We start from the raw sequence: 17,132 nt of genomic DNA, 5'->3' as shown, positions 1-17,132 counted from the left end.
CGGTCTGTCTCGGCGGCTTGGCCGGGCTCGCAGGCGCGACGTCAATGAAAAGCCCCGCCGAAGCGGGGCTGAAAACTCTCGAGGATGTCCCGAGGTCATCGCCTCGGGACATTCAATCAGGTCCAGGCGGTGATTACGCTTCGAGTGCCTGTACCTCGGTCCTCGATCAGTGGCCGGTCGCAACTCCCGAGCCGCGCGGAATGCGCACATCCTCGACGAGGTGCTGGATGTGCTCCGGAGGCGGTGCCGCGAATTTAAAGACAACCGCAGCGATGAGGAAGTTGAACAGTGCGCCGACGGCGCCGAACGCTTCCGGCGTGATCCCGAAGAACCAATTTGCGCCCATGCCCAGCTCGGGCATCAGGAACTCGGTTCCCTTCACGAAGAAGATGCCCTTGTGCTGGAACACGTAGAGCAGCGTGATGGTCACGCCGCCGATCATGCCGGCAACGGCCCCCAGCGAGTTCATCCGCTTTGCGAAGATTCCCATCATCAGCGCCGGGAAGATTGACGAGGCCGCGAGACCGAAGGCGATTGCGACCGTTCCCGCCGCGAAACCCGGCGGATTCAAGCCCAGATAGCCCGCCAGGATAATGGCACCGATCATCGACAAACGTCCCGCCATCAGTTCGCGCTTCTCAGAGATCTTGGGCATGAAGACGCCCTTGAGAAGGTCATGAGAGATCGAGGAAGAGATCGCCAGCAGCAAACCCGCCGCCGTCGAGAGCGCCGCCGCGAGACCGCCTGCAACGACCAAGGCGATGACCCATGCGGGTAGATTCGCAATCTCGGGGTTGGCCAACACCATGATGTCGTTGTTGACCGTGACCATCTCGTTGCCCTTCCAGCCGAACCCTTCGGCCTTCGCGGCGAACTCAGGGTTCTGATCGCTGTAGTACTGGATCCGACCGTCGCCGTTCTTATCTTCCCACTTGAGCAGACCGGTGGTCTCCCAACGCTTGAACCATTCGGGACGCTCGTCGTAGACGAGGTTTCCGGTTTCGCTGCCGACCGGACCGATTTGGATGGTATCCATCAAATTCAGGCGAGCCATGGCACCGACAGCCGGTGCCGTGGTGTAGAGGATCGCGATGAAGACCAGTGCCCAGCCGGCCGAGAAGCGAGCGTCACGCACCTTCGGGACCGTGAAGAAGCGGATGATGACGTGTGGGAGTCCGGCCGTACCGATCATCAGCGACAGGGTGTAGACGAACATGTTGAGCGAGCTGCCCATGACCTGCGTCGTGTACTCTTTGAACCCGAGGTCGGTGACCACCTGGTCGAGCTTTGCGAGCAAGGACACGCCACTGGCGATACCGTCGCGAGCGTATTCGCTGCCGAGGCCGAGTTGCGGGAGCGGGTTGCCGGTGAGGTTCAGCGAGATGAAGATTGCCGGGACCGTGTAGGCGAAGATCAGCACGACATACTGCGCGATCTGGGTGTAGGTGATGCCCTTCATGCCGCCGGTGATGGCGTAGATGGCGACGATGCCCATGCCGACGAGGATACCCATCTCGTAGGTCACGCCCAGGAATCGTGAGAAGGCCACACCGATACCTGTCATCTGACCGATAACGTAGGTGACCGATGCCAAGATCAGGCAGATGACGGCCACCACGCGCGCGGTCTGCGAGTAATAGCGGTCACCGATGAATTCGGGCACCGTGAACTTGCCGAACTTGCGCAGATACGGGGCCAGGAGAAGTGCCAGCAGCACGTAGCCGCCTGTCCAACCCATCAAAAATACCGATCCGCCGTAACCGCCGAAGGCGATCATGCCGGCCATTGAGATGAATGATGCGGCCGACATCCAGTCCGCGGCAGTTGCCATGCCGTTGGCGACCGGGTGTACACCCCCGCCCGCAACGTAGAAATCCCCGGTGGTCTTCGCGCGTGCCCACACCGCGATCCCGATGTACAGCGCGAAGGTCACGCCGACAATGCTGTAAGTCCAAAGCTCAAGTGATGTCATAGAGTTGCGCCCCTTATTCCTCGCCGAAATCGTATTTTTTGTCCAGACGGTTCATCGCTGTCGCATAGACGAAGATCAAGACGACAAAGATGTAGATGGATCCCTGTTGAGCAAACCAGAAACCGAGCGGATAGCCGCCGAGCATGATGGCATTCAAGGGCTCGACCAGCAGGATGCCGAAGCCAAAGGACACTACGAACCAGATCGTGAGCAAGATGGCGAGGAGACGCAAATTCTCGCTCCAGTACTGCGCGTGCTTGCTCGGTTGCGCGTGCGCATGCTCGGAATGGGAGTCGTAACTGCCGGAGTCATAGGATGTACCGCTGCTCGAATCCTCGCCGACATCGAATTTATTGTCGAGCTTATTCATCGAGATGGCATAGATGAAGATCAGCACGACGAAGATGTAGATGGATCCCTGTTGCGCGAACCAGAACCCGAGCGGGTAGCCGCCGAGCATGATCGTATTCAATGGCTCGACCAACAGGATGCCGAAGCCAAAGGAGACGACGAACCAGATCGTCAGCAGAATTGCCAGGAGACGCAGATTCGCGCTCCAGTATTCCGCCCGTTTGCCAGGTGTCATAGGTTGTGTCACTCCGTAGTGTCGGATGAGTGTTATGGGTCGGGGTGACGGGGCGATGACGGAACCCTTCATACGGCTGGCTCGTCGGCCGTGACCTGTGCCCCCTCGGTCGATCTTGTTGTTGTCGACGGCTCGCCGCGCGGATCAAAGCGAGCGATCAGTCGGTCGCGCAACCCGAACCCGTGCTCTCAATCGAGTTGCGAAGCCGGTCCCACCCCGCGGCGCGGCCCGGCAAGTTTCCATTTTTTGCCTCGTCCGAATCTCCGGTCGAGGCGCCGGCATTGTCTGGCCCGCCACGTCATGCTGTCAACGACAGCGCAGTCATCCGGTGCACCGAATGTATCGGTAAAGCACGACCTTCGGCAACAGCCGGTCATGAATCAACGGGCTTGGACGGAATCTCGGTTGCCAACGGCCGCCGTGTTTCTTACCCTGCAGCACGATCATGTCACAACACACAGCAGCGGGTTCGATCGATATGCGGTATTCAAGCACGCGCGGCGGGATTGCCTCGGTCGGCTTTGCCGAGGCCGTCTTGATGGGCTTGGCAACCGACGGAGGCCTTTTGGTCCCGACGGATCTGCCGCGCTTGGATGCGGCGACCCTGCATGCCTGGTCCGGCCTGCGCTTTCAGGATTTGGCCCTCGAGGTGATGACTCCCTTCGTCGGGGACGACATCCCGCGAGCCGATCTGCGCGCGCTGATCGAGTACTCCTACGCCACCTTCACGCACCCCGAGGTGACGCCGATCGCCGATGTGGGCGATCTGCGGATCCTCGAGCTCTTCCACGGACCGACCGCGGCATTCAAGGACGTTGCGCTTCAATTCCTCGGCAATCTCTTCGAGTATCTCCTGGCGCGCGACGGAGGGGAGCTCAACATCTGCGGCGCCACCTCCGGGGATACCGGCTCCGCGGCCATCTACGGCGTCCGCGGCAAGGCGCGGATCAGCATCTTCATGCTCCATCCCAAGGGCCGCATCTCGCCGATCCAAGAACGCCAGATGACGAGCGTGCTCGATGCCAACGTCCACAACATCGCGGTTCGCGGCAGCTTCGACGACGCTCAACGCATCGTCAAGGAGCTTTTCAACGACCTGCCGTTCAAATCCGAATTTAGCCTGGGGGCGGTCAACTCGATCAACTGGGCGCGGATCCTGGCCCAGATGGTCTATTACGTCTTCGCTTGGGGGCGCGCCAGCGGCGGAGATCCCGAGCGGCGCGTGAGCTTTGCGGTGCCGACCGGCAACTTCGGCGATGTCTTCGCGGGCTATCTCGCCAAGCGGATGGGAGTCCCGATCGATCGGCTGATCATCGGGACCAATCGCAACGACATCCTGACACGGTTCGTCGATACGGGCGTCTACGCCGTCGGCGAGGTCTATCAGACCCTCAGCCCCGCCATGGACATCCAGATCGCATCGAACTTCGAGCGCTACCTCTATTTCCTCCACGACGGGGATGCCGGGAAGGTCCGTGCGCTGCTCGAGACGTTGCAGGCGACCGGCCAGCTGCAGGTCGATGCGGCACATCATGCCCGCGCCAGGGCCGATTTCGATGCCGTCGCGGTGAGCGATGAGGAGACGCTCGAGCAGATTCGCCTGACCTACGCCGCCAGCGGGTACATCCTCTGTCCGCATACCGCGGTCGGCGTCAAGGCGGCGGGTTCCGGTGCCGACGTCATCTGTCTCGCCACGGCCCATCCAGCCAAATTCAACGAGGCGATCCGTTTGGCCATCGGCTGTGATGCACCGCTGCCCCTTGCGCTGCAAGGGTTGATGGATTTGCCGACGCGGTGTCTCGAGCTCGATGCCGGTGCCGATACGCTGAAGGCGCACATCCGGGACACCTTGAAGGACACCCGATGAGCCCGACGACATCCGTACCACACGACGCAATCGCAGGCGCCCCTGTGCCCGGCCGCTACGTCTATGTCATGGACACGACCCTGCGCGACGGCGAGCAGACCCAGGGCGTCTCCTTTTCGCCTGATGAAAAGGTCAATATCGCCAAGGTTTTGCTGGAACTTGTTCGGGTGGACCGCATCGAGGTGGCCTCCGCTCGCGTGTCCTCCGGCGAGGCCCATGCCGTTGCTCAGATCATCGGCTGGGCCGAAGAGCGTGATCTGGCGAGGCGCGTGGAGGTGTTGGGTTTCGTCGACGGCGGGCGCAGCGTCGACTGGATCCGCGATGCCGGCGGGCACGTCATCAACCTGCTCGCCAAGGGCAGCGAGAAGCACTGTCGCGGCCAGCTCGGCAAGACACTCGATCAGCACGCCGCCGATGTCCGGGACACGATCGCGATCGCCCATGACCGCGGTCTGGCCGTCAATCTCTATCTCGAAGACTGGTCGAACGGCTACCGCGACAACCCGGCATACGTCTTCGGGCTGGTGGAGCGCCTCGCCGATTGCGGGGTCGGTCATTTCATGCTCCCGGATACGCTCGGCGTCATGACGCCCGAGCGGGTCTTCGACGCCTTCACCGATATGCTCGAGCACTTTCCGGGAATCAAGCTCGACTTCCATCCGCACAACGACTACGGGCTTGCGACCGCCAACGTGCTCGCCGCCGCCCGAGCGGGTGCGGCGGCCGTGCATTGCACCGTGAATTGTCTCGGCGAGCGTGCCGGCAATGCCTCCTTGGCCGAGGTCGCCGTCAATCTGCGCGATCAGCTCGGCTTGCAGATCGGGATCGACGAGAGCCACCTCGCGCGCATCAGCGAGCTGGTCGAATACTTCTCGGGAAAACGCATCGCCGACAATGCGCCCATCATCGGCGCCGATGTCTTCACCCAGACCGCCGGCATCCATGCCGACGGCGATCGCAAAGGCAGCCTCTATCACACGCGCCTCTCGCCTGAGCGCTTCGCACGACGGCGCAAATACGCGCTGGGCAAGCTTGCCGGCAAGGCATCGCTCGCGAAGAATTTGGAACGTCTGGATATCACGCTCTCCGAGGAGAACCAGGCCAAGGTCCTCAGGCGTATCGTCGAGCTCGGCGACTCCAAAAAGACCATTACGATCGAAGACCTACCGTTCATCATCGCCGAGGTCTTGGAGAGCAAGGATTACAACCATGCGGAGCTGTTGGCTTGCTCGGTGTCCTCGACACTGGATTTGGAATCGACGGCCAGCATCAAGATCCGCATCGTCGACGAGGTCCACATGGCCGCCGGCAGCGGCAACGGCGGTTTCGACGCCTTCAACAATGCCCTGGCCAAGATCGTGAAGAAGCGCGGGCTCAGCCTGCCGACGCTGCTCGACTACGAGGTCCGCATTCCCAAGGGCGGACGCACCGATGCGCTCACCGAATGCAGCATCACCTGGGACACCGACCAGGGCGAGCTGCGCACCCGCGGAGTCCATGCCAATCAGGTCTTCGCGGCGATCGGAGCGACCGTGCGGATGCTCAACATCGTCATGCATCGTGCGCTTGCCGCGCAGCGCGCCGCCGAAGCGGAGTCCTCGGCGGCGTAACTGTGTGCAGGCATTCATGCGACGCGCCCCGTCGAGCACCCCGATCCGGATAGACGCGCGATTTCGCGCAAGGAGCCCCGCAACATGAATCCCGAGAAGGTCGTCTTCGGCTTTTTCATCGTCTTGGCGTTGACCCTGAACTTCGGGTTCTTCGTCGGCGAGATCGACAACCCCGAGCATCATCACGTCTGGGAGTTGTTCGCCGTCATCTTGGTCAACCTGGTCGCGACCGTGCTGAAGTTCGGCGACCGCACCCACATGGGCGCCTTGTTGTTGGCGACCAGTCTGGTCGCCATGCTGCAGCTGATCGGCGCTGCCCTGGTTTGGACGATCGCCGTTCACGCGACCGAGTCGGGCATGACACCAGGGATCATGGCCAGCATCGTCTCCTTGAGCGGCGGGGCCATGATCGCCAACGTGGTGTCTGTGGTACTGCTGGTGATCGAGACCTTCACCCTGCGCCGCTAAACCGCGTCCAGAGCGACATGCGTCATTTTCATTTTGTGTTTGGCTTTGGAGATGTCCTCGATCTCGGTGAAACGCGGTTTAAAATTAAGTATTTTTAATATCTTAAACCGCGCCGGCTCCAGCGGTCGTCAAGTCTTCCGGGGTCGATCTCATCCAAAGACATCGCATACTGCGCCGGGCGCGGCTTAATTATGGACAACGTCGTCTTTCTCATCATGCGGCGGATGCGCATGCCGCTGTTGGTCCTGATCGGGACCTACGCCGTTGCGATGACGGGCATGGCGCTGATTCCCGCGCAGGATGCGGCCGGCAATCCGGTTCCGATGAGCCTTTTTCATGCCTTCTACTTCGTCAGTTACATGTCGACGACCATCGGGTTCGGCGAACTGCCGAATGCCTTCACGGATGCGCAGCGGATTTGGGTCTCCTTCAGCGTGTTCGCCACGGTGGCGGTCTGGCTCTATGCGATCGGAACACTGATCACGCTGCTGCAGGACACGACCTTTCAGCGTGCCATTCTGGAGAGCCGGTTTCGTTGGCGGGTCCGGCGGCTGCGGGAGCCCTTCTACCTTGTCTGCGGCTATGGCCAGACCGGCACCGCATTGGTGCGCAGCCTGACCGATCGTCACCAACGTGCAGTGGCGATCGATATCGATCCGGAGCGCGTGAACCTGCTCAAGCTGGACAACCTGCGCGAATACGTCCCCGCCTTGTGTGCCGATGCCCGCGAGCCGTCCAGTCTCGAGGCCGCAGGCCTGCGACATCCGCTCTGCAAAGGGGTCGTGGCGCTGACCAACGTCAACGAGGCCAATCTCAAGATCGCCATCGCAGCGAAGCTCCTGCATCCGGAGATCACCGTGATCTGTCGTGCCGATTCCCAAGAGGTCGAGGCCAATATGGCCTCGTTCGGCACCGATTATATCTACGACCCTTTCGATACCTTCGCCCTCGACATGGCCATCGCCATTCAGTCGCCCTGTCTGGCCCTGTTGAGCAAATGGCTGGCCGGCTACGAGGACCGAGCACTCGATGCGCCGATTTTTCCGCCGGCCGAAGGGCGCTGGGTGCTCTGCGGCTTCGGGCGTTTCGGCAAGGCGATGTATCGCCACCTGGGCGACCAGGGCCTAAAGCTCACCGTCATCGAGGCGCTTCCGCACAAAACCGGGATCCCGAAGGAAGGCGTCGTGCACGGGCGCGGCACCGAGGCGGTGACGCTTGAACAAGCCGGAATCGGCGACGCCGTCGGCTTGGTGGCCGGCACCGACAGCGACGCGGACAACCTCTCGATCATCATGACCGCACTTGCGCTGAACCGGTCCCTGTTCGTCGTGGCACGACAGAATCACCTCCACAACAAGGTCTTGTTCGAGCGTGTGGGGGCGCAGGTCGTGATGACGCCCAGTAGCATCATCGCCGATCGCATCCGGGTGCGTCTGGGCACGCCGTTGCTGGCTGAGCTCACGATGCTGGCGCGCGTTCGCGGAGACGACTGGGCCTGTGAGTTGGTCAGCCGCGTCGTCGCATTGGTCGACGAGCACCCGCCCCATGTCTGGGAGATCACGATCGACGAGACCGATGCCCCGGCGTTATGCGCTATGGATCGGCGCGGCAGCCCCGTCACCCTCGAAGAGCTCTCGCGCGATCCACGCGATCGCGATCGGACGCTGCCGCTGATCGTCTTGTTGCGGATGCATGACGGAGCGCGCGAGCTGCTCCCGGCGCCGGACGTGCGGGTGTGCAGCGGTGATCGTCTGCTGCTGTGCGGGCGCGCCGATGCGAGCCGTAGCCTGGCGTGGACGCTGCGCAACCTCAACGTGCTCGACTATGTCCTGACCGGGAACGCCGCTCCCGGCGGGCTGATCTGGCGCTGGTTGGCACGGCGTCGCGCGCGTACCGCCTCCGGCATCTGATCGCCACCCGGCGGTGCCTAGCCTCGCCGCGAGGTTTGGTATGCCGAGCGCACGTGGGTTTTCGGAACGCAGGGGGCGCCCGTGCGTTTCGGGACAAGGCGCGCCGAGGATGCGGAGCGGCCCCTACGGCGAGGAGGTGCAACGCGGTTTCGGCGTGCGCGGCGCGTGCAATGCCGCGAAAGATCCGCGTGTGCTCGGTATCGAGATGAGGTTGATGGCATACTGCGGTCACGTCGACCGCTGTCACGAGGAAAAGGCCTATGTACCCGGTAATGACCCGACTCGCCGAGGACCACGTCCGTCTCGCAAGGCTGCTCGATCTGTTCGAAGACCTCCTGAATCGGTTTCACGAGGGAGCGGAGCCCGATTACGAGCTGATGGCCGAGATGCTCGAGTACATGGACAACTACTCCGACATCGTTCATCACCCGACCGAGGACATCATCTTCGAGCGCGTTTTGGAGAAAGGCACCGAGCGACATGATGTCTTCGAGGTTCTGATGCGGCAGCACAAGGCGCTCGGGCAGCTGAGTAAGCGCTTTCGCCAATCGCTCGACGGCATCCTTCACGAAGAGGTCTTGCTGCGCGAAGACGTCGAGGCGCATGGGCGCGAGCTGATCGGGACGCTGCGTGCCCACAAGAGGCTCGAGGACGAGGAGGCCTTTCCGATCGCGCTCGAACGTCTGTCCGAGGAGGATTGGGCACAGATCGAGGCGCAGGCGCCAACTCAGGACGATCCCTTGTTCGGGAACCTGGATCCGCTGCGTTATCAAGCGCTCTACGCGCGCCTTTCGGCCGAATCCAGGGACTGATCTCTTCAACCGGATTCGGGTCGAGTTCGGGCTCAGACGCGATCGCGCCTGAGCTCAGTCGACTCGACCCATCACCTGACCCACTCCAAAGCCGAGACGGAGTCATGACGTTCGTAAGTACCCCTGATTTTCGCCACGATACCCCGGAATGCCTCGGGGTCCTGCTCGTCAACCTCGGCACCCCGGATGCGCCGACCGTGCCGGCCGTGCGCCGCTACCTGGCTGAGTTCCTGGCCGACCCGCGCGTCGTAGAGCTCCCGCGCGCGCTCTGGCTCCCGATCCTGCACGGCGTCATCCTGCGCGTGCGCCCGGCTCGCTCCGCAAAGGCATACCGGGCGGTGTGGGAGGAAGAGGGCTCGCCACTCTTGAGCATCGCTCGGCGGCAGGCCGCCGCCGTCCAGGCTTGCCTGAGCGAGCGGTTCGTCGGACCGGTCAAGGTCGCCTTGGGCATGCGCTACGGCAACCCGTCCATACCCGCTGCACTGGCCGAGCTGCGCCAAGCCAATGCCCGCCGGGTCCTGGTGTTTCCCCTTTACCCGCAGTATTCCGGGTCCACCACCGCCTCCGTGTTCGACGCCGTCACGCGGGAGCTGCAGCGTTGGCGCTGGCTCCCCGAGCTGCGCTTCATCAACCACTACCATGACGAGCCGGCTTATATCGACGCGGTGGCCGAGAGCATCCGCAATCACTGGGCCGAGCAGGGCGAGCCCGAGCGCTTGCTGTTTTCTTTCCATGGGATCCCAAAGGATTATTTCGAGAACGGCGACCCCTACTATTGCCACTGCCAGAAGACCGCGCGGTTGGTGACCGATCGTCTCGGTCTGCCGTCGAATCGTTGGGCATTGACCTTCCAGTCGCGCGTCGGCTTCAAAGAGTGGCTCAAGCCTTATACGGACGAGACTCTGAAAGCGTGGGGAGGGGAAGGAGTCCGTTCGGTCCAGGTCTTGTCGCCCGGTTTCTCGGCCGATTGCCTGGAAACCATCGAGGAGATCGACGAGGAGAATCGCGGCTATTTTCTCGGTGCAGGCGGCAAGGAGTTCAGCTATATCCATTGCTTGAACGACCGTCCGGACCATATCGCGATGCTGGGCGGTCTGATCGAACGCCACAGCTCGGGCTGGACCGAGGTCAACCGCTCGGCGGCCGACGACGCCGCACTGACTGCACGGCGCGAGCGAGCGGTTGCCCTTGGTGCTGCGGCTTGACGCGCCAAACCGATGTCTGGATTGGAGGAGTCCACCATGGACCAACGCGCCCGACCGACCGAAATCAACCTGCATCAAAAGTCACGCATCCTCGAGGTGGCCTTCGACGACGGCGCACGCTTCAGGCTGCCCTGCGAGTATCTGCGGGTCTATTCGCCGTCTGCCGAGGTCCGCGGCCACTCCCCGAGCACCGCGAAGCTCCAGGTCAAGAAAGAAGAGGTCAACATCACCGATCTGCAGCAGGTCGGCAATTATGCGGTGAAGATCTTCTTCGACGACGGCCACAAGTCCGGCCTCTATGATTGGGACTACCTCTACAAACTGGGGCGGGCCTGGCAGCCGTTTTGGTTCGATTATCTGGAAAAGATCGGGGCCGCCGGATACACGCGCACGGCACCGGACCCCTTCGAGACCATGAAGGCGCGCGGTGAGCTACCGTCCGAGTTGCCTGCCCGCATAGCGGCCAACCCGACCGAAACGACCGAGGAGGCGGCCCCGTGATCCGCCCGATCTTGCTCGCCGTCCTCGGGGTGCTTTGGCTCCCGCTCGCCCACTGCGCACCGGTGGAAGGGCCGGTCAAACCCACCGCGGATGTGCCCGAGGCGAAGGGGTGGAACAGCGAGGTGGTGGTGGATGAACTGGAACATCCCTGGTCCATCGCCTGGCTCCCGGACGGTTCGGCACTGATCACCGAGCGTCCGGGGCGTCTGCGAATCCTGCGCGACGGGGCCTTGGTCGGCAAGCCCGTCGCCGGTCTGCCTGCGGTGTTGTCCCACGGTCAAGGCGGTCTGATGGATGTTGCTTTGCACCCGGATTTCGAGCGCAACCAACTCGTCTATCTCACCTTCGCGACAGGCACCCCAAACGCGAATCGGACCGCACTTGCACGCGGACGGCTCCAAGACGACCGGCTTCGGGACGTCGAGGTGATTTTCGAGAACGCCGATGCCAAGAGCGGCGGACAGCACTTCGGCTCGCGCCTCGTCTGGCTGCCGGACAAGAGCCTGCTGATGAGCATCGGCGACGGCGGCAACCCGCCGGTCTCCTTTGCAGGCGGCAATATCCGCGACCAGGCTCAACGCCTGGAGACCCATTTCGGCAAGGTGCTGAGACTGACGGAAGACGGGCGTCCGCACCCGGACAATCCCTTTGTCGATCGAAAGGGCGCGCGTCCCGAGATCTACAGCTACGGGCATCGCAACATCCAGGGCCTCGCCTTGGATCCCGCGAGCGGACGCGTCTGGGCCAACGAGCACGGTTCCCGGGGCGGGGACGAGCTCAACCTGATCGAGCGCGGCAAGAACTACGGCTGGCCCGAGGTCACCTATAGCATGGAATACCGCGGGCCACGCATCTCCGACGAGACCACTCGCCCCGGGGTGGTCGACCCGTTGATCAACTGGACACCCTCCAAGGCGCCGAGCGGCCTGGCCTTCTATACCGGCGATCGCTATCCCGGTTGGCAGGGCAACCTCTTCAGCGGCGCCCTGGTCTTCGGCGAGGTACGGCGCATCGTCTTGGACGGCGCGAAGGTCGTCGACGAGGAAAAGCTCACCATCGGCAATCGCGTGAGGGACGTCCGGCAGGGGCCGGATGGTTATCTCTATGTGCTGATCGACTCCGGAGAGGGGTCTTTACTGCGGATCCGGCCTCGCTAAAGCGCGTCCCGAGTGTCTCCGCCATGTCAGGCGGATGTGCGAGCCTTGGCGCATCCAAGCAAGGCATCTCCGGACGCGCTTTAGGATTCGAAAGCACTTCTCTCGAAGCGCTTTTTTGCCTAAACCGCGTCTCGCCGACGCAATGGACGGAGACGAGGTTGGAATTGTCTCCGGCCGAGCAGATCGCCTCGGACGCGGTTTAGCAGCGGTTTTTGCGCCCGGCGACCCTTAACCGCAACGCATTCAAGCGAATAAACCCGGTCGCGTCCTTTTGATCGTAGGCCCCGGCATCCTCCTCGAAGGTCGCGATCGAGGCGTCGAAGAGGCTGTTGGTCTCGGATTTGCGTCCGACCACCATTACATTTCCCTTGTAGAGCCGCAGGCGCACGACGCCGTTGACCACGTCTTGGGTTGCGTCGATCGCGGCCTGAAGCATCAACCGTTCGGGTGCGAACCAGTATCCGTTGTAGACGAGGCTCGCATAGCGCGGCATCAGCTCGTCTTTGAGGTGCGCGGCCTCGCGGTCGAGCGTCAAGGACTCCATGGCGCGGTGGGCCTTGAGCAGGATGGTGCCGCCGGGTGTTTCGTAGCAGCCGCGTGACTTCATGCCGACATAGCGGTTCTCGACGATGTCGCTGCGCCCGATTCCGTTGGCCCCGCCGATCCGGTTGAGCTCGGCGAGGACCTCGGCCGGCGACATGCGTTGCCCGTCGATTCCGACACAATCGCCACGCTCGAACATCAGCTCGATCAGGGTTGCCTGATCCGGTGCATCCTCCGGCGCGACGCTCCATCGCCACATGTCCGCACCCGGCTCGACCCAGGGATCTTCCAGGTCGTAGCCTTCATAGGAGATATGCAGCAGGTTGGCGTCCATCGAGTAGGGCGACTTGGTGCCGTCGCGCTTCATCTCGACCGCGATCCCGCGGCTCGCCGCATAGTCCATCAGCTTCTCGCGCGAGAGCAGATCCCACTCGCGCCAGGGCGCGATGATCTTGATGTCCGGGTTCAGCGCATAGGCGGTCAGCTCGAAACGGACCTGGTCGTTGCCCTTGCCGGTCGCGCCGTGCGAGATGGCGTCGGCACCGGTCTCGGCGGCGATCTCGATCAGACGCTTGCCGATCAAGGGACGTGCGATCGAGGTGCCGAGCAGATACTCGCCCTCGTAGATGGCATTGGCGCGGAACATGGGGAAGACGAAATCGCGCACGAACTCCTCGCGCAGATCGTCGATGTAGATCTCCTTCACCCCCGCGGCAGTGGCCTTGGCGCGCGCCGGCTCGAGCTCCTCACCCTGGCCGATGTCGGCCGTGAAGGTCACGACCTCGCAGCCATACTCCTCCTGAAGCCACTTGAGGATGACCGAGGTATCCAGACCACCGGAGTAGGCCAACACCACCTTCTTGATTGCGCCTTGCGCCATCGTTCTGCTCCAACTCGGAAAATCGGTGAGTATATACCCAGTTCGCCGGCCCCGGTCGATCATCCCGGATCCGGGAATGTGAACTGCGAAGGCAGGAAGGACTCGAAGAAAAACAGAATCTTGACCTCGTCCGAAGTAATCGAAACCGACATTCGGCGGTCCGCATGGCGGCATCTGTTGGGCCTCGCTCCCGCTCGGCCCAACCTTCACTGCGGCTCGGTTCAAACCTGGCAGGGCGTGTCCGGGTAGATTGGCGGGATCTCTCGGACTGCCCAACGAATCGTCTCGGCGACTGCATCGCCGATGCCGGGCACCGCGGTCAATGCCTCGGTATCCGCCGTGATCACGGCCTCGATGCTGCCGAAGTGCTCGATCAGTCGCTTGGCCCGCTCGGGTCCGATCCGCGGCAGCCCTTGGAGGATATGGCTCTGGAGACGCGCCTTCCCGCGTGGCCGCTTGCCGTGTCGCGGGATTGCGCCCCGGGCGAATGAGCGTTGCTGACGCGCGGCGAAGAGCATCAGCCGGGCCGACTCCTCCGGATCCCGAGCGCGCAGCAGCGGCAGACCGAAGAACAGCGTCAAGGTCACGAGTGCGCCTTGGATCGCCTCGCGCCGCATGCGGCTCTCGGTCAGGTCCCGTGTGGTGCCTTCGAGGATCAGCGCGCCGCGCGGTCCGGCAGTCGCGAGACGTTCGGCCTGCGCGAAAAGACGCCCGTCCTTGATCGACGACACCAAATCAATCAGCGTCTTGCGCTCCAAGAGTAGGCTGTCGTCGATTAGGTAGTCGCCGACAGGGAGGCGTTCGACCTGGATTCGGAATTCGGGGTGACCACGCAAGGCCGCGAGGACCGGGCTCGATGCCTCGCGATCGTCCACACGCATCGAGAAAGCCTGACTCGGATCCATCGCGTCGTGCCTCCATCGGGGGATCGCGTCGTCGACGTGCGTTGCCGAACCGGCGCCTTGTTCGGGTCCGAGCCCCGTCTATCCGAACAATCGTTGCCACCAGCGCCGCCGGTTCTTCGGCGGGGGGCGCGTGCTCGGCAGGTCAACCGGCGGAATCAAACTCATCACCCAGCCGGGCAGGGGCGGAGAGTCGCTGAAACCGCACACCACGCCGAGATTGTTCGGATCATAAATCTTCACGAAGGTCGGCGCGCGCGGATCGTCGGCATAGACGATGCCGCAATAGTCCTCGCGATGCTCGGCGCGCAGCAGGCGGTCGATCTCCGCGACGAAGTCCCTGACGCCGGCCGCATCGGTCGCCGCCGTCGGCGGCGGCTCGCCGACTGCATAGAGAAACCAACCCGCATCCGCACGCGCGTCGATCCGTGCCCAGAGATCGTCGAGCTGATGCCAGCGCAAGGCGGAGGTGAAGCTGCCGCGAAAGGCGCGCAGGTAAGGGTCCTCTGTCGTGTCCAATCGGCTCATGCTTGTCTCGGTTCGTGATTGGCGTGCTCATCGTTCCCGCCCGTGCGGATTGACCACGGGCTCCAAGGATCGTCGGGTTTTACTCGACCCGCGCGCCTTCAGGCAAGTTCAACGCCCCCGAACTGCCCCGCTTCTCCCCGTCGTCCGTCGCCGGGTTAAAGAACCTCGATGCGAGCGTCGGGCATCTCGGTCCCATCCCTTGCCGACACGATCAATTTTCTCATCAGCCGATTGCGCGCTCCCGTCAGAGTACCCGCGAGGACATGGGGAGATTTCGCGTACACTGATCTCGGACTGGACCCGAAGAAATGGGGCGACGCAGCACCTCGCGATGGCGTGATCTTCAAGCCGGGCGGGGAAACCCTCTCGATTCGGCCGGCGCCAACACGAGCTGACCATTCGGCCCTCTCTTTGGCCCTTGCAGGTCGACCGTCGGTATTCCCGGCGGCCGGCAACCGGGTCGGCATGGGTCAGCATCGAGATCGCAGGCGTCGGACGCCTGATCAACCCGGAGGACGAAGTATGAAGCATTGGCGTGGTCGGTGGTGGCTGGCCCTATATTGCGCGCTGGGGCTGGCGTATGCCGGTACCGCCGGGGCCGGTCGCATTCTGGTGCCGGTGCACGGTTACCTCGGCGATTCTGCATCCTGGCGGCAGAGCGGAGTCTTGCCGGTCTTGGAAGAGGCTGGCTGGAGAGTCGCCGGTAACTGGCGGTCTACCTCGTCGGGGGTGCGGCTGGAGCCGGTCGTGCGACCAGCGGGGGAGTTCGCAATCTACACGGTCGATCTGCCCTCCACCGCCCCGCTGATGGAGCAGGCGCGCTTTCTCGGCGGGATGCTGGGCGCCATCGCGCAACGGCACCCGACGGACACGGTCGAGCTCATCGGGCATTCGGCCGGCGGCGTCGTGGCTCGGCTCGCACTGGTGAACTACGGTGCGGGCACCGTCACCCGACTGATCACCATCGCAGCCCCCCATTCGGGCACCGAGCGCGCCTGGCAGGCGCTGGATGCGACCGACGACAGCGGACTGTTCGGCGGAATCAAACGCTGGTTCGTCGAACGCAAGGTGGGCGACGACATGTATCGCACCGTACAGTCTTCGCGCGGGGTCCTTGCAGACCTATCGCCACCGGTGCCCGGCAACCTGCTGTACTGGCTGAACGGTCGCCGACACCCCGACATCGCTTACGTCGGAGTGGTCCGTGGGGCCGCCTTCGGGTTGCCGGGCGACCAGGTCGTGCCGGCCTCCAGTCAGGATCTGCGCCGGGTGCCGGCGCTCAATGGCCGCGCCGACATCCAGGTGGTGGCCGGCGATCACCAACTCAGTCGGCAGGACGGGCTGCTGTTGTCGCACCTGGTGGCGAAACCCGCCGAAACCCGCGCGACCGGTTCGCAGTGAGACCCGCAAAGTAAGCTGCCTTCTGCTTCTGCTTCTGCTTCAGCTGTGCGACAGCGATAGCCCCCCGACAATCGGATCGACCTGCCGACACATTCGCGGCCGGGGTGCCCGGGCGGCTCTGTTGACGGAGGTAGGTCGCGACGTTGACCGATCTGCGCCCCGGACTAGACTGGAAGCAGGATCCATCGCAGCCCAATCGAGGCTGCGGTGGTCGTCATCAACTGCAGAGGAGATCGCTATGTTGCAAGTCCATTTGATTCGCATCGCGACCGTGGCCGCTCTCGGCGTGCTTCTGGCTCTGTCGTTGAGCGCCCGGGCGGGGCAGGGGCTCAAAGATGCCGCGGCGGCGGAGCTCGAGGTCCGGGTGCTGGAAGCGCAGGCGCCCACGGGCCAAGGAGAGCGCTCGGAAGTGCTCTACCGCATGGAGGTCATCTCGGTGCTGCGCTCCACCTCTCCCGTGCAGCCGGGGGACACCATCACCGTACGTTCCTACGCCTTGAGCCAAGAGGCCCTGGACAGGGGCGTCGCAGGACCACAGGTCTTGGCTCCGGGCTGGCTTGGGGTTGCCTATCTCAACCCGGACCCCGCGGCCGCCGGCGCCGAGGCAGGGCGGCAGTTCGCCATCGCCGCAGACGGCGACAGCTTCAAGGATATCCCGCCCGGACCGCCCTCTCTGAAGTGGACCGAGCAAGTCGAAGTGGGCGCCGAGTGAGTCGCTTGCGGATCCGGCTTGCCGGGCGGGGCCGCAGCGACCGGATCGCCTCCGCCTTGAGGTCGACGTCTCGAGGCG

General features: G+C 63.3%; 14 protein-coding genes and 2 pseudogenes. 10 read left to right on the top strand and 6 right to left on the bottom strand.

The window, feature by feature from the left end:
• Window positions 1-166: 166 nt before the first annotated feature.
• The 3 genes and pseudogenes from GPT33_RS03005 to GPT33_RS02995 form a co-directional block, all read right to left on the bottom strand.
• Window positions 167-1,972 (bottom strand): sodium:solute symporter family protein, encoded by a 1,806-nt coding sequence (locus GPT33_RS03005; protein WP_296805801.1) that lies wholly within the window; start codon window positions 1,970-1,972, stop codon window positions 167-169.
• A gap of 13 nt (window positions 1,973-1,985) precedes the next feature.
• Window positions 1,986-2,219: pseudogene (locus tag GPT33_RS03000) on the bottom strand (DUF4212 domain-containing protein); the annotation flags it as partial.
• Between the two features lie 84 nt (window positions 2,220-2,303).
• Window positions 2,304-2,558 (bottom strand): annotated as a pseudogene (locus tag GPT33_RS02995) (DUF4212 domain-containing protein); the annotation flags it as partial.
• A 478-nt stretch (window positions 2,559-3,036) separates the two neighbouring features.
• On the opposite strand from GPT33_RS02995, the gene thrC reads away from it, so the two are divergent.
• The 8 genes from thrC (at window position 3,037) to GPT33_RS02955 (ending at window position 12,088) form a co-directional block, all read left to right on the top strand.
• A complete protein-coding gene (gene thrC / locus GPT33_RS02990; RefSeq protein WP_296805810.1) occupies window positions 3,037-4,425 on the top strand; it encodes a threonine synthase in 1,389 nt (462 codons plus the stop codon).
• A complete protein-coding gene (locus GPT33_RS02985) occupies window positions 4,422-6,035 on the top strand; it encodes an alpha-isopropylmalate synthase regulatory domain-containing protein (protein ID WP_296805800.1) in 1,614 nt (537 codons plus the stop codon). Before thrC ends, GPT33_RS02985 begins: the two co-directional genes overlap by 4 nt.
• 84 nt (window positions 6,036-6,119) lie before the next feature.
• Entirely contained in the window at window positions 6,120-6,503 is a 384-nt protein-coding gene (locus GPT33_RS02980; protein ID WP_296805799.1) for a DUF6394 family protein, read from the top strand.
• Between the two features lie 191 nt (window positions 6,504-6,694).
• Window positions 6,695-8,413 carry a potassium channel protein gene (locus GPT33_RS02975; protein WP_296805798.1) on the top strand — a complete coding sequence of 573 codons (1,719 nt, stop codon included), beginning with the start codon at window positions 6,695-6,697 and terminating at the stop codon, window positions 8,411-8,413.
• Window positions 8,414-8,673: 260 nt separating this feature from the next.
• Window positions 8,674-9,225, top strand: coding sequence for a hemerythrin domain-containing protein (locus GPT33_RS02970; protein ID WP_296805797.1), 552 nt, complete (start codon window positions 8,674-8,676; stop codon window positions 9,223-9,225).
• A 104-nt stretch (window positions 9,226-9,329) separates the two neighbouring features.
• Window positions 9,330-10,430, top strand: coding sequence for a ferrochelatase (hemH, locus tag GPT33_RS02965; RefSeq protein ID WP_296805795.1), 1,101 nt, complete (start codon window positions 9,330-9,332; stop codon window positions 10,428-10,430).
• A 36-nt stretch (window positions 10,431-10,466) separates the two neighbouring features.
• Window positions 10,467-10,931, top strand: a complete 465-nt coding sequence (locus GPT33_RS02960; protein ID WP_296805793.1) for a DUF971 domain-containing protein — start codon at window positions 10,467-10,469, stop codon at window positions 10,929-10,931.
• A complete protein-coding gene (locus tag GPT33_RS02955) occupies window positions 10,928-12,088 on the top strand; it encodes a PQQ-dependent sugar dehydrogenase (protein ID WP_296805792.1) in 1,161 nt (386 codons plus the stop codon). Before GPT33_RS02960 ends, GPT33_RS02955 begins: the two co-directional genes overlap by 4 nt.
• Window positions 12,089-12,287: 199 nt before the next feature.
• On the opposite strand, the gene GPT33_RS02950 is transcribed toward GPT33_RS02955, so the two are convergent.
• The 3 genes from GPT33_RS02950 to GPT33_RS02940 form a co-directional block, all read right to left on the bottom strand.
• Entirely contained in the window at window positions 12,288-13,511 is a 1,224-nt protein-coding gene (locus GPT33_RS02950) for an argininosuccinate synthase (RefSeq protein ID WP_296805790.1), read from the bottom strand.
• Between the two features lie 221 nt (window positions 13,512-13,732).
• On the bottom strand, window positions 13,733-14,416 hold the full coding sequence (locus GPT33_RS02945) for an ERCC4 domain-containing protein (RefSeq protein WP_296805788.1): 684 nt from the start codon (window positions 14,414-14,416) through the stop codon (window positions 13,733-13,735).
• Between the two features lie 78 nt (window positions 14,417-14,494).
• On the bottom strand, window positions 14,495-14,941 hold the full coding sequence (locus GPT33_RS02940) for a hypothetical protein (RefSeq protein WP_296805786.1): 447 nt from the start codon (window positions 14,939-14,941) through the stop codon (window positions 14,495-14,497).
• A gap of 522 nt (window positions 14,942-15,463) precedes the next feature.
• On the opposite strand from GPT33_RS02940, the gene GPT33_RS02935 reads away from it, so the two are divergent.
• The gene (locus GPT33_RS02935) at window positions 15,464-16,342 is read left to right on the top strand and encodes an alpha/beta fold hydrolase (RefSeq protein ID WP_296805784.1); all 879 of its coding nucleotides are present in this window, start codon (window positions 15,464-15,466) and stop codon (window positions 16,340-16,342) included.
• 238 nt (window positions 16,343-16,580) lie between these two features.
• Window positions 16,581-17,054 (top strand): hypothetical protein, encoded by a 474-nt coding sequence (locus GPT33_RS02930; RefSeq protein WP_296805782.1) that lies wholly within the window; start codon window positions 16,581-16,583, stop codon window positions 17,052-17,054.
• Window positions 17,055-17,132: the final 78 nt, after the last annotated feature.

The organism is Thiocapsa sp. (assembly GCF_011390875.1).
GTDB lineage: Bacteria > Pseudomonadota > Gammaproteobacteria > Chromatiales > Chromatiaceae > Thiocapsa.
The sequence above is the reverse complement of the archived record's forward strand: the minus strand, read 5'-3'. Positions and strand labels throughout refer to the sequence as shown.

Bases quoted from the DNA above. Each gene is read 5' to 3' on its own strand.
- GPT33_RS02975 (WP_296805798.1), top strand. From the start codon at position 6,695: ATGGACAACGTCGTCTTTCTCATCATGCGGCGGATGCGCATGCCGCTG.
- GPT33_RS02985 (WP_296805800.1), top strand. From the start codon at position 4,422: ATGAGCCCGACGACATCCGTACCACACGACGCAATCGCAGGCGCCCCT.
- GPT33_RS02980 (WP_296805799.1), top strand. From the start codon at position 6,120: ATGAATCCCGAGAAGGTCGTCTTCGGCTTTTTCATCGTCTTGGCGTTG.
- GPT33_RS03005 (WP_296805801.1), bottom strand. From the start codon at position 1,972: ATGACATCACTTGAGCTTTGGACTTACAGCATTGTCGGCGTGACCTTC.
- thrC (WP_296805810.1), top strand. From the start codon at position 3,037: ATGCGGTATTCAAGCACGCGCGGCGGGATTGCCTCGGTCGGCTTTGCC.
- GPT33_RS02970 (WP_296805797.1), top strand. From the start codon at position 8,674: ATGTACCCGGTAATGACCCGACTCGCCGAGGACCACGTCCGTCTCGCA.
- GPT33_RS02940 (WP_296805786.1), bottom strand. From the start codon at position 14,941: ATGAGCCGATTGGACACGACAGAGGACCCTTACCTGCGCGCCTTTCGC.
- GPT33_RS02930 (WP_296805782.1), top strand. From the start codon at position 16,581: ATGTTGCAAGTCCATTTGATTCGCATCGCGACCGTGGCCGCTCTCGGC.
- GPT33_RS02935 (WP_296805784.1), top strand. From the start codon at position 15,464: ATGAAGCATTGGCGTGGTCGGTGGTGGCTGGCCCTATATTGCGCGCTG.
- hemH (WP_296805795.1), top strand. From the start codon at position 9,330: ATGACGTTCGTAAGTACCCCTGATTTTCGCCACGATACCCCGGAATGC.
- GPT33_RS02945 (WP_296805788.1), bottom strand. From the start codon at position 14,416: ATGGATCCGAGTCAGGCTTTCTCGATGCGTGTGGACGATCGCGAGGCA.
- GPT33_RS02950 (WP_296805790.1), bottom strand. From the start codon at position 13,511: ATGGCGCAAGGCGCAATCAAGAAGGTGGTGTTGGCCTACTCCGGTGGT.
- GPT33_RS02960 (WP_296805793.1), top strand. From the start codon at position 10,467: ATGGACCAACGCGCCCGACCGACCGAAATCAACCTGCATCAAAAGTCA.